Raw genomic sequence first — 13,151 nt, forward strand, 5'->3', positions numbered from 1 at the left:
ACGTTGTGGGCCAGTTAGAAGAACCAAAAGTTAGCTAATAATTCTCAGGCTTATTTGCCAAAATGAAAACACGGTTTTTAGGCTAAGGAATCCCAAAATGCCATCTTAAGTAATTGTTTATTTACGAAGGATGGTTTAATGATTCTCTGGATGAAGATTTTTTTGGCAAATGTTTATTTACAAAATCAGAGCTGGGCATTTTGAGATTCCGACGATCGTAGTTTCTTATTTGGTTAGGATAGTAGATGACTCAAGTGGATGAAGATTTTTTTGGTAGGTATTTATTTGTGAAAATTAAAAACCGTGTTTTCGGCAAGCTCCAAAGGCAAGTTCTAATCAGCAAAAGCCTGTGAAAAAGGGAAACCGGCCCACAACAAAAGGCTATAAGCAATGCTGGGTTCGTGTTTAATCCAAAATCAGGTGTATATTTACGAAGTCGCCAAAACTTCATTTTGGCGTAAAGTGAGAATTTAAGTAAAAAATAAAGTTTTGGCTTCGTGCTTATTCCGAAAATCAGTTCGTTTTTGGCGCACTGCTCATAGCCAGACCGTTGTGTGTAATGTAAAAAATATGACTGCAAATTTTCAAAATACAATTAAAAATCAACTGATTTTACTCTTTTCAATATTCGGCGGAATAGCAACTTTGATTTGCATTTTTGGCGGATTTGTAGAAAATTGGACAAATCTGATTTATCCAAGTCTTTTTGCTATTGGAATCACAGTTTTCGGACTGTTGACATTAATTGGAATTGAACTACTAAAGCAGTTTCGTGAAAAAAGATTTTTCCGAAAATCCCCATATAATCAAATTGAAAAACGGACCTTAAAAAAATTAAAAATAACACGTTCAAAATATGATTTCCCAAAAACTCAAAGAATAATGGAACTGGACGGAAATGAATACGCTGTAGAATATTACGATGACGTATTTAAGATACCAATTCCTGGCGTACTTCTGATTTTTAACCAATCTGAACCCAATTCAGAACCAATTTTAATCAATTATAAAGAGAGAAAATATAGCGAAACCGAATTGTTGAGCGAAATAAAAAATGGGCAAAAAAACACTACACACAACACTGTATAACCGCAATTACGGCGGATTCGACTTCGTCCGAATCCACGCGTAATTGCTAAAGTCAGTGCTTAACCGAAAAACCTCGTTTATTTAGCCGTAACTGCGGTTATACCAAACGTTGTGCAATATTTGATAAAATAAAATGGAGCATTTAAAAATATTAGATGAAATATTAAGGTATTTATCCAAGACCGAACACACTCAATTTGCATACATAAGAAATGATATCAATGAGAAGTCAAGTTTTTTAAAAGCAATTGATAATGCAACATTACATTCAGCTATTTTAAAATTAGTTAAGGATGGCTTTGTAAATCAAGAATCCGAAAAAACAACGGACCCGTTATTTAATTCACCCAGAACCAACAATTATTATAGAATATCATTCGAGGGCTTGTTTTTTATAAAGGAAGGAGGTTACGAAAACCAAAATCAAGAAACCAAAAAGAAAGAGATTGAATACGGAAAAATTCAGTCTGAACAGAAACGACAAGCTCGAAATCTCGTTCGTTTAAATTATTGGTTAGTTGTTTTAACTTGGGTAATCGCAATTGGAACTTTTGTTGCAGCTCTATATTACTTGATGGAGATTTTAAAGTTTTTCGAAATATTGAGTTCTTGATAGATATGCTGAAGAACATTTTTTATAAATTTTCTATATAAATAATGAAAATGCTACTCGGACAGGATTTCGAGGAAGACCGTTTTTAGTCAAGTAAAGTTCGTGGAAGAAAAAAAATATTGCTCGGATTTTTATCCACATTTTCCCAATAAGGTTTCGGAATGTCAAGCATCGGAAAGGAAAAGCCCTCGAAAGCCGTTTCCCGTTTGCGATGGTCTGTGAAAGATTAAAAAAAAGAAATGCAGGCAGAACGGAATCAAAACGGAGAAAAAACATTGCACAACACGAGGCTATAAGCAATGCTTGGTTTTGTGCTAAACCGAAAAGCAGTTGTATATTTACGAAGCCGCCAAAACTTCATTTTGGCGAACAGAAAAATAAGTAAAAAATAAAGTTTTGGCTTAGTGGGAGCCTTGAAAATAATTGCAATTTTGCCCGCACTGCTCATAGCCCAAACGTTGTACACAATTTAAACCAAGAACTTATGAGAAATTTTTTAGTAGTATTATTTTTAATGGTTTTCACCTTTTCTTGTAGAAATGAAGAGAACAAAAAAATGAATAATTCAGTCAAAACTGAATATATAGAAATAATAAACGACGATTATGTACTAAACAAACCATCTGAAAACATAAAAGCGGTTTTAATACTTTTTGGTGGTTTTCCAGAAAATGCTGAAGATATAAAACGCGAATTCAAAATACTCGAAAATGCAAAAACCAATAATATCGCTGTTCTATATTTAAATTACAATCGAAAATTTTATCTTGAAGAAAGTGAATTATTAAAATTATCTGAACAGCTCGAAAAGATTATTAAATCGAATAAACTACCAATAGATAATATTTACATTGGTGGATTTTCAAGTGGCGGAACTCTTGCCCTATTAATCAGTAGTTTTATGACTGATACGAATTCTAATATAATTCCAAATGGTGTTTTCATTGTAGACTCACCTATAGATTTAGCAGAATTATATGATACTGCTGAAAAGAATGTTAAACGCGATTTAGGAAATTCCTTTACCGAAGAAAGCAATTGGTTACTTCAAACTTTCAATGAAGAATTTGGAAATCCAAACAGCGATATTTCAAAATATGAACAATATTCTGCTTTCACTTCAAAAACAAACAACATTGATAATATTAAAAATTTAAAAAACACGAAAATTAGACTTTATACCGAACCAGATACACTGTGGTGGAAGAAAAACACAATGGCTGAATATGAAGAAATGAACGCATACCATATAAAAAGACTTTCTGAATCTTTGAATAAACTGGAGTTTAAAAATGTTGAATATATTCCAACAACAGACAAAGGATATAGAGAAAATGGGGAACGACATCCTCATAGTTGGTCTATTGTAGATAAAAAGAAATTAATAAATTGGATGTTGAATAAATAAAAACTGTGTACAACAGTGTGTATAAGCAATGGCTTGTCCTCGCCTGCTTGGAAATTCCTGCGGAATTTCCAATGGCAAGTACCTGTTTGCAATTGTCCGTGACGAACCACGCCACTGCTCATACACGAAACGTTGTGCAACATTAAAAACAACTAACTTAATTAAATGATACATAAAATTCTACTCTATTTTTTAATTCTTTTGTCATTATCAAGTTGTGGAGGCTCAAAACTAAGCCAGTATTTTAAAGAGGGGAAAACCCTTGAAACTGACTATTTAACTACTATCCCTTTAAACTTAAGCACTGGATGGATTGTGGTTCAACCCACAATTGATGGCAAGGTTTATAACTTTATTATGGATACCGGCGCAACGAACATTATATCGAAAGAATTAGCGGAAAAGCTAAACCTGAATATTCTCGGTACCGAAAAAGTATCTGATATCCAAGGTGCGATTCAAGATATGAGTTATGCCAAAATTGAATCCATTTCATTAGGAGGAATTCATTTTTTAGATACAACCACGGGTATATCAGATTTCTTCACTGAGATATTCCCCTATAACTGTTTAAAAATAGATGGTATTATTGGTTCTAATTTAATGCAACACGCAATATGGGATTTTGATTTTAAAAATAAGGAAATACGTATTACAGATCGAGAAATTAAATTGGATATCAAATCTTCTTACACGGAATCTAAGTTGTATGTGGGATATGGCGGGATTGCCTCCGTAACCAGTTTCATAAACGGCACCAAAATTTATAACAATCCAATAGATTTTGGCTATGACGGTGGTATTGTAATACCATATTCAGAGCTTAATAAGCAAATAGAAGATGGGCGAATTAATAAATTTGTTAAGGGTTTTGGTGCAATACCAATTGGTGCATTCGGAGAAGCCAGTAATAATGATTTTTATACTGCTAAAATTGATAAAATTAGATTTGGGGATTTCATTGTAAATGATGAAATAGTTTATGCCGACAAAACAACTATTCATAGAATTGGTCTAGGATTTTTCAAAAATTATCGTGTTATTCTAAATTGGAATAAAAAACGAATTAAAATATTTGAAAATCAAGCCGTTTTAGAAGATTCTTATAGCACCTTTGGATATGGCACTACTCAAACGAACGAGCAAATAGTCATTAGTTACTTAATTGAAGGTTCTAGCGCCTCGAAACATCTTGAAATAGGCGACACAATTCTATCCATTAACGAAAGAGATCTTTCATCCATTTCTGAGTCTGAACGATGCGAAATTTGGAAAGACGGCATTGCAGAAAAATCCGAAGATCAAATAAACATTTCTGTATTAAGAAATGGTAAAGTTTATAATTTCACTTTAGAAAAATGTCATTTCTTCTAACACAAAAAAAGGATATTTCCAAACCAAACTTAAAGTCAAAACCTTAAATTCTAAATAAAATGTTTGAAAGTAAAAAAACAATATTCAACTTAATATTTTTTCTATCAATCTGTACTTATACATTAGCCCAAGACAATAAAGATTTTACACTGAATGGAACAACCGAAAATCCAGAAACAAAGCTTTTAGGAATTTCAAGTGGTTTCATTTCTTCCACTTTTTCTAAGTATCAAATTACCAGTGGCGAAACCAAAGTCGTAGATGGAAAATTTATAATAAAAGGTGAAATTGAATATCCACACGCCTTTAGGTTTATGACAGGTACAGGAGACATTTCAGGAATATTTTTTCTAGATGCGACAGAGCAATCCGTTCATTTTAACGAATTAAATATAGATGACTCTCCTGTTATTGTTGACTCTAAAACCGACAATGAATATCAAAAAAAATATCTTCCTTTAATAAAAGACCTAGTAGCAGAAGATATAAACTTGAAAAATGGATGGAATGATTCTCTTTCACAAGTAAAAATGTCGGAAATCATACAAGGTCGAAAAAAAATTAGGGAAGAAAAAAATATAGTATTACTAAAATATTTAAAGAAGAATCCTAATTCATACGTTGGTATGTGGTTATTTGCAGAAAATTTTTCAATTTATGGTTATAATCCTATTCACGAGGATATGTATAATGCAATGAGCGACAAGTTGAAAAACACTCCTTCTGGCCAAAGTCTATATAAAAAGTTAGAAGAAATCCGAACTTTTTCTGTTAATGGATATTTTCCAGATGCAAGACTATTGGAATTTAACGGAAAGGAAACTGAAGTAATATTTAAGGAGCTGAAATCAGAATATCTTTTAGTTGATTTTTGGGCAAGTTGGTGTGCTCCCTGTATAAGACAATTTCCGAATATATTAGAAATATATAATTCAACATCTCGTGATTTCTTTGATATTTACGCAGTTTCAATTGATGATACGAAAACCCAAAAAGCGTGGAACAAATTTTTGAAAAAAGAAAATTTACCTTGGCACCAGTATCTTGATCAAAATGGATTGGCCGAAAAATTATTTATAACTTCAGTGCCGTCAAATTTTTTGCTTGACAATGAAGGTAAGATTGTATTAAGAAATTTTACGGTTGATGAATTAGACGAATTTTTGAAATTAAAAGAAACAGAAAACTAATAGTACAGAAGAACGTTGCACAACACGAGTATAAACGCAATAGCGGGTAATTGCAAAACTCGAAGTTTATCTTAAGATTTTATGTCTGTTACAAACTGATAAGTCAGTGCGTCAATCCCGCTACTGCGCTTATACCAAACGTTGTGTGTAATGTAAAAAAAAAATCGTGAATGAAGAAAATTTACAACCGAATTGAATATTTAGGATATTATCAAATAGTTGGTGGAATTATTGGAATCTTAATAATGACTTTCAATATTTATGACAAACTTAATTCTAACGGATTTTTTCTATTTTCGATGTTTCTTTTTTTTGGATTGTGTGCATTCTCAATCTATAGCGGAATTTTACTCATCCAAAAAAAATATCTGAAAGGATTAAACTGTTCGATTTTTATACAGGCAATACAAATATTAAGTTTTGCGATTTTAGGATATATTTTTAATTATGCAATCGGATTTTACATAAGACTGACGGTGGAATTGACTAATGACACAATCGTTGGATTTGACTTTGGGTTCGTAAATTGGAATTTATCACGTAATGCCAATCAAGATTTGATAGAAATCAATTTTAATATCATTGCAATTATACTTTTGGGGTTCATTTTCAAATTCAAAGAAAAAATAACAAACGAACTGAGTAAAATAAAAGAGAATGAATAAAAACACTACACACAACACCGTATATAGCTCATAGCTAATTAGTTGCTTAATCGAAGTTAAGATATATTTGCTAGTCCGCCAAATTTTTTAATTTGGCTTTTTGAAAAATTAAGATAAAAAGAAAATTAAAAAATTCGGCTCGTGCTTAACCGAATAGTTATCGCTAATTTGCACCCTACGAGCCATATACAAAACCGTTGTGTGGCATTAAAAAAAAATGACAAACCCGATAAAAATAGAACAATTCAAAAACTGTATTCCGGAAAAAGGAAAATGGTATGACCATTCTGGAACAATTTTTATATCGGTAATGCGAAAAAGCAAGCCATATGTAAGACGTAAAGCTATACCTTCCGACAATAAAATTGACAATGATTTAAGTGAATGGCATAGAATATGGCAATATGAAAACATTGAACTTAATTATGGAACTGAACAATTTGGAATTAAGTCTTACGAAATAACAATAAATGTTGACAATGAAAATCACAGAATAGATAGTGTGGTTAAAAATATTGCAATTGAATTTCAGCACACTTTATCTGTAAGTTTAGATGAAATGGACTTGAGACATTTCGCTCATTCTAAACACGGATTAATTCCTTATTTAGTACTGGATTTAACTAATTACACTTTATCTGATTTTAAAGAAACATTTAAATCCGAAAAGAGAAACCCATTAAAAACAAGGCTTAATAAATGGTTGACTTCAAAATATTCAAATTCGAATCGATTATTTATAGACTTAAAGGATGGAATGATACGAATTGTTAATTCTGTAGAAATAGGTTTTCTTGAAATGTCGAGCGAATTTTTCACTAAAAACCTTCTTCAATTAGAGAACATATTAACCGCAGAAATTAAATCTGACCAAATAAGAGCTTTAAACAAACGAGAGAGGAATACGAAACTTCAAAAGGAGGCTGAATTAAGAAATATCGAAAAAGAGAAAGAGATATTTTATCACGAAAAATTTGACAATCCTGATTTTAAATTTTATAGATTTTGTTTTGCAAATCCTATTATTAAACCATACGTTTTACCCTATAATGGCGACCGATTTAAATATTTTATAGACTCTGAAAATGAAAATGGTTACATTGAGAAATGGCACACATATTATTCTCTTGATAGTGAATTTAGCATTCAATATAAGACTGTTACAAAAACAATTGAAATACAAATCCAGACCTACAGAGGTTTAAAAACAAAAAAGGAATATCAATACCTTTTTGCAGAAATAGAATTAAAGGAAAAAAATAAAATTATTGTAAAATTTAAAAGAAATGGAAATGTAGTTAGAATCTTATCGGAAAAAGAAGAAACCCTTCCGTTCTGAATAAAAAAACGCCACACAACACGAGTATAAACGCAATAGCGGAGTTAGTGCTTAAATGAAAGTGTTTTTATAAATTTAAAGTCAGTTATAAACTGAAAGATAAGTGCGTGAATCCCGCTACTGCGCTTATACCAAACGTTGTGCATAAGCTAAAAATTAAAACGTGACTTATATTTATAGTATTATAATCTTGATATTTCTACTTCCCGTCACAAATGAAGTAGAAGTTTGCGATTGCGCACGGATAGAAAATTGGCGAACTGCAACAGTTGGAGAATATGAATATGTCAAGGACGTTTTCATAGGCGAGGTAAAAAAAATTTCGGAGGATAAAACCGAATATGAATTTGTAGTATTGGAAGTATTTAAAGGTAATTTAAAGGTTGGTAGGACAGTTAAAGGAATCAATCCGAAATATTGTGAGCCAGACGTAAATAAGAAAGGACATTGGTTATTTTTCGGGGCATTTTCCGATAATTTCAATTTGAATGAATGTGGGTTAACTTCTAATATTGAAGAACCCTGGAGAATTCTTCCTCCGCCACCGCCACCAGAATTAAAAGCGGATGAAAAAAAGATGATTAAAAAGTGGAAGAAAGAAGTCCGTGAAAATATGCAAGAACAAATTAGTATTTTACGTGAAATTAGTGATTGAATTTGGAATGAAGACTGGATATAAAGCCTATGCACAACATTGCATAAACGCAATAGCGGTTAAGTGTAAAACCCGAAAGTAATCTTATAAATTTAAGGTCTGGTATAAATTGAAAGGTCAGTGCGCCAATGTCGCTACTGCGTTTATACGAGACGTTGTAGCAAATGTAAAATGAAATTCAAAACCAGAATTAAACTTGAGAAAACTGACTAAAAAACAAATCGGAAATATTTGGAAAGCAGGATTTGTTATTCTAATAATCTTCGTTTTTTTTCAGAGTTATTATTATAAAAAAGAGATTGAAAAAAACCCTTACGAATTGACTGCGGAAATCATTGGAATTGAAAACTGTTTCAAAAATGGCAGGTGTATTGTGTTTAAATACGAGTATAAGAATAAAACCTATACCGACCGTGCGAATTCAGACTGGTCGTTTTCGAATTGGTGCAAGGATAAAAATGATTGTAGAGGTTATAAATTTAAACTGACTATTGACAAAGATAATCCTGAAAAGAATATTACGGATTGGGAAAAATTATTTCGTGAAAAGGAATTTGTAGCGCAATAATGATCGAAAAAACACTTGCTACAACACTGTATAAAAAAAATAGGGCAAGTTAGTTCTAAACTCAATATTTCAGGAGTATTTGCGAGGTCGCCAAATCTTTTGATTTGGCTTTTAGAAAAATAATATAAAACAAAATACAAAAGATTTGGCTTGTGCATAATCCGAAAGGTAATTGCCTATTTACAGCCCTACTTCTTTTATACTAAACGTTAGCAAGCATTTAAAACCAAAATTGTGAAAACAACAATAAGAACTCATTATAATCCTTGCTTTTGGACTTCATATTGGAATTTTGACTATTTAAATAGAAAAAGATTAAATCCCGAATTGAAAGAAAATGTAAGGAAAAAAGAAGTTTTTGTTTTGAATTTAAAAAGCGACAAAATATTCATTGATGTAACCCAAAATGTTTTTTATAAAAAGAAACTCGGACTTGCCACAATCACGAAAGAAGGTGCTTTAGATTTTACAAAACGTAATTTCCCAAATGAACTTGAAAATATCCAGAATCGATATAAAAAAGATAAATCAGAGTTGACTTTAGATTTTGAAAACTACTTTACCTTAATGGAAGAATCATATAGGATTCATCTCGAAGAACTTATTTTAAATGATAAAGCCATTACTATTAATGAAAAAGCGTACCTCACTTTTTTTGTTCTTTTTCAGGCGTTAAGAAATCCAAATTCATTGGATGATATGACTGAACTGTATAAAGCAAATGGATTGGAAAAATTTGAGCTTTTAGTTTCAATTCGTCATAAAATTAGTGACTATAATGGACTTGCTGAACTATCCGCACCTTTTTCTGTTCCAACTTGGAATATTTACAAATTAAAAAAAAATATTTTTCCGCTATCTGACAATCCAGTTCTTGCGAAGAATGGGCATATTATGGTAGCAATATCGCCAAATATTATGTTAGAACTTGATTTGAAAGAAAAATGCAAAGAAGTAAATCCTGTACACATAAAAACACGGATTTCATATTTAAAAAAAAAGGAATTTATTAAGCGAACTATTTTAAATTCATCAAGAGAGATTATATTCGGAGAAGAAAGGGTTTTACAGAAAATAAAAAAATCAAGAATATATAAAAAACATTTAGAACGGATAAAAAACGCTTGCTAACAATGTGTATAAGCAATGGCTGGTTCTCGCCTACTTGGAAATTCCTACGGAATTTCCAATGGTAAGTACTTGTTTGCAATTGTCCGTGATGTCCCACGCCACTGCTCATACACTAAACGTTGCCTGTCATTTAAGGAGATAAATCATAAAGAAAAAATGTTCGTTTTTTTTCATTTTTTTTCGGACAATTAAGCGGAATCGAATAACATAGCGGAATCGAGTAAAAAGACTTCCAATCAATACGCAAGCAACGGCGGAATCGGTCCGATGCCTTGAGCAACATAACGGAGCAACGCCGAAACTTTAGCTTGATTGCGGAATTTAGGAAAAGAGAATGAAATTTCGGAAACCCAATGACAATGTAGGATTCCAATGACCAAGCAGTTACTGTGCGGAATAATAATGGAAACAGCATACAAAAACGCCAGGCAACATTGGCTATAAGCAATGCGCGATAAGTGCCAAACCGAAAAGCAGTTTTATATTTACGAAGTCGCCAAAACTTTTTGGCGATTTGTATAAAAAGAAATTAAAGAACAAAAGTTTTGGCTTATCGCTGGTTGGAAAATAATTGCATTTTTGCCCCGCACTGCTCATAGCCGAGACGTTGTGGGCTATGTAGAATGAATTCCAATAAAAACGGAATCGACGCTCAAAAATTTACGTTCTTACCAATAAAAACCGAAATAAATCCAGCGGAATGCGGACGGATTAAAGAAAAAAATATCGGAAAGAATTTTATCGGAACTGAAATCCGTTCAGCGGACTTAAAAAAGTAGCGGATAAAAAGAAAAAAAATCCAATCATTGCGTCGGACTTTTATCAGCGGAACCCAAGCAACGGCGGAAAAGAAAGCTTATTTGCGAAATCTGTGTTTTAACGTCAAACGCAAGTGATTTTCTGCGATGGCCATTGAAAGATAAAAAAGAAAACGGAAGCAGAGCGCAATCGGAGCGAGCAAACACAGCCCACAACACAAGCTATAAGCAATGCGGGATAAGTGCCAAACCGAAAAGCAGTTGTATATTTACGAAGTCGCCAAAACTTTTTGGCGATTAGAATAATAAGAAATTAAAGAACAAAAGTTTTGGCTTATTGCGAAATCGAAAATGATTGCATTTTTGCCCCGCACTGCTCATAGCCGAGACGTTGTAAAACATTTAAAAAAACATTACGCTAAATGAAAGAAATTATTGAAGGACTAAATTTACCGAAACAAATATTGGACAAAACGGAAAAGTTTATGTCTAAATTATTAGGTCCTTCAATTAAGGAATTTGGCGAACTCTTTGCTGATAATGTGAGATTTAGAAGATTGAAAAATCAAGTGAAGATTTTTAATAAAACAAGAGAGTTACTTGATAAAAATGGGCTTGAACCACGAGAATTAAATTTAAAAACTTTAGTTCCATTAGTTGAAAAATCTTCAGTTGAAGATGATGAATTTTTACAAGACAAATGGGCAAATTTAATTTCTAATATTGCAACGACCGCAGAAAGTGGATTAGAACCGAGGTTGATTAATACACTTTCTTCTTTATCATCTTTAGAGGCTAAAATATTAGACTATGTTTATGAAGATTTAGATGTGCAAAGACAACTAAAATTAGCAAAATTATTAGATAGCAAGCATAAAAAATATACTCAAGCCGATATTAAAATTGAGGAAATTCTGATTGACTTTGAATCCATTAAGAATGCTTTTGAATTGAGCGAAGAGTTTACCAAAATCTATATTGACAATTTGGAATCACTCGGACTTTTGAGATACGAAGAACCTCAAATTGATATAGATAATGGCTCAACATCAGCGGATTTTGAAAATGACGAAAATGATGAAGATGACCCAAGAATCGATTTGAATTTAGATTTGACAGCAAATTATATGGGTTCAGATGATTTTCATTTAACGGCTTTTGGAAATTATTTTATAAAACAATGCAAGTCGGAATAAAAAACGTTTTACAACACCGTATATAAGCTATGGCTTGTTCTGTCCTTACTTGGAAAATCCTGCGGATTTTCCAAAGCCAGTTTTTATTTGGAGAGGTTCGTGCCAACACACGCCACAGCTCATATACCAAACGTTGTGTGTTATTAAAAAAAACTATGAACAGATTTTTATATTTATTCCTGATTTTTTTAAATCTAATTGCTTGTAAGCAAAATCAAGAAACTAATAATTCTCAATGTAATAATAGAATTGAGGATGATAGAATGAACATATCACTTTGCTTACCCAATAAATACTTCGAAATAGAAAAGCAGGAAAATTATATTAACTTTTTTCCAATAGATAACGATTCTACCAATCTGCCAGATATGAATATTACAGTTAAAGTAGATGACTTCAAAGAAAAATTAAGTTCGACCTGGTATCGGGATGAACAACTAAAACAATATCAAGAAAATCCTGAACTTACTTTGGAAGTTCTTAATAAAGGAGAACAAATAATTGACGGGAAAAAATTTGCCGATTTGGAAATGATAATTTATATGTCCGATAACAAAATATACTCACGTTCTTTATTTTATTTTGATAAAACAATAGGTTATCTCTTAGATGCAAGTGCGTTAGACAACAAATTAACAGATGAATCCAAATCGGATATTCTATCTTTATTCAGAACATTTAAAATTGAAGGACCACCAAAATCCTAAAAAAACAACACACAACACAGTATAAAAAAAATAGGGCAATTAAGTGCTAAACCCATTGTTCTCGCATATTTGCGAGGTCGCCAAATCTTTTGATTTGGCTTTTAGAACAAAAATATAAAACAAAATGCAAAAGATTTGGCTTGTGGATAATCCGAAAATTTATCGCTTATTTACAGCCCTACTTCTTTTATACTAAACGTTGGCAACCATAAAGGTACGGTAAAGGGACATCCTTTACAAAGTTAAAGGGACATAGTTTACACTTTTAAGATTCATAAATTGCTTGAAAAAGTATTTTATCATGGTCTGGAAAGCAAAAACTAAAATGGAACAAAAGGTAGAATTTATTCACGAATGGTTAACTCAAAATTACACCATCACAGAACTTTGTAGGTCATTTAACATATCGCGACCTACCGCCTACAAGTTGATTTCTCGGTATGAGAAAATGGGTCTAT

General features: G+C 31.9%; 13 protein-coding genes. All 13 read left to right on the forward strand.

Annotated features, from left to right (window positions below; all coding sequences use genetic code 11):
- Nucleotides 1–570: 570 nt before the first annotated feature.
- On the forward strand, nt 571–1,089 hold the full coding sequence (locus G440_RS0115380) for a hypothetical protein (protein ID WP_026452134.1): 519 nt from the start codon (nt 571–573) through the stop codon (nt 1,087–1,089).
- 133 nt (nt 1,090–1,222) lie between these two features.
- Complete coding sequence (locus tag G440_RS0115385) at nt 1,223–1,702, forward strand: hypothetical protein (protein ID WP_026452135.1); 480 nt, start codon at nt 1,223–1,225, stop codon at nt 1,700–1,702.
- A 556-nt stretch (nt 1,703–2,258) separates the two neighbouring features.
- Nucleotides 2,259–3,110 carry a hypothetical protein gene (locus tag G440_RS0115400; RefSeq protein ID WP_157418017.1) on the forward strand — a complete coding sequence of 284 codons (852 nt, stop codon included), beginning with the start codon at nt 2,259–2,261 and terminating at the stop codon, nt 3,108–3,110.
- Between the two features lie 165 nt (nt 3,111–3,275).
- Complete coding sequence (locus G440_RS20085; protein ID WP_051285422.1) at nt 3,276–4,484, forward strand: aspartyl protease family protein; 1,209 nt, start codon at nt 3,276–3,278, stop codon at nt 4,482–4,484.
- A 59-nt stretch (nt 4,485–4,543) separates the two neighbouring features.
- Complete coding sequence (locus G440_RS0115410; RefSeq protein ID WP_026452137.1) at nt 4,544–5,674, forward strand: TlpA family protein disulfide reductase; 1,131 nt, start codon at nt 4,544–4,546, stop codon at nt 5,672–5,674.
- A 170-nt stretch (nt 5,675–5,844) separates the two neighbouring features.
- A complete protein-coding gene (locus G440_RS0115415) occupies nt 5,845–6,339 on the forward strand; it encodes a hypothetical protein (RefSeq protein ID WP_026452138.1) in 495 nt (164 codons plus the stop codon).
- A 217-nt stretch (nt 6,340–6,556) separates the two neighbouring features.
- The gene (locus tag G440_RS0115420) at nt 6,557–7,678 is read left to right on the forward strand and encodes a hypothetical protein (protein WP_026452139.1); all 1,122 of its coding nucleotides are present in this window, start codon (nt 6,557–6,559) and stop codon (nt 7,676–7,678) included.
- Between the two features lie 163 nt (nt 7,679–7,841).
- On the forward strand, nt 7,842–8,333 hold the full coding sequence (locus G440_RS0115425; protein WP_034259704.1) for a hypothetical protein: 492 nt from the start codon (nt 7,842–7,844) through the stop codon (nt 8,331–8,333).
- A gap of 196 nt (nt 8,334–8,529) precedes the next feature.
- The gene (locus tag G440_RS0115430) at nt 8,530–8,901 is read left to right on the forward strand and encodes a hypothetical protein (RefSeq protein WP_026452141.1); all 372 of its coding nucleotides are present in this window, start codon (nt 8,530–8,532) and stop codon (nt 8,899–8,901) included.
- A gap of 234 nt (nt 8,902–9,135) precedes the next feature.
- Nucleotides 9,136–10,032: a DUF4238 domain-containing protein gene (locus G440_RS0115435; protein WP_026452142.1), complete on the forward strand. Its 897-nt coding sequence runs from the start codon at nt 9,136–9,138 to the stop codon at nt 10,030–10,032.
- 1,180 nt (nt 10,033–11,212) lie between these two features.
- Nucleotides 11,213–11,986 carry an Abi-alpha family protein gene (locus G440_RS20790; RefSeq protein ID WP_026452143.1) on the forward strand — a complete coding sequence of 258 codons (774 nt, stop codon included), beginning with the start codon at nt 11,213–11,215 and terminating at the stop codon, nt 11,984–11,986.
- A 155-nt stretch (nt 11,987–12,141) separates the two neighbouring features.
- Nucleotides 12,142–12,693: a hypothetical protein gene (locus tag G440_RS0115460; protein WP_157418021.1), complete on the forward strand. Its 552-nt coding sequence runs from the start codon at nt 12,142–12,144 to the stop codon at nt 12,691–12,693.
- 325 nt (nt 12,694–13,018) lie between these two features.
- Nucleotides 13,019–13,151, forward strand: a 133-nt coding sequence (locus G440_RS21705; protein ID WP_425393629.1) for a helix-turn-helix domain-containing protein, incomplete at its 3' end; no start/stop codon positions are given.

The sequence above is a fragment of the Aequorivita capsosiphonis DSM 23843 genome (genome assembly GCF_000429125.1).
GTDB lineage: Bacteria > Bacteroidota > Bacteroidia > Flavobacteriales > Flavobacteriaceae > Aequorivita > Aequorivita capsosiphonis.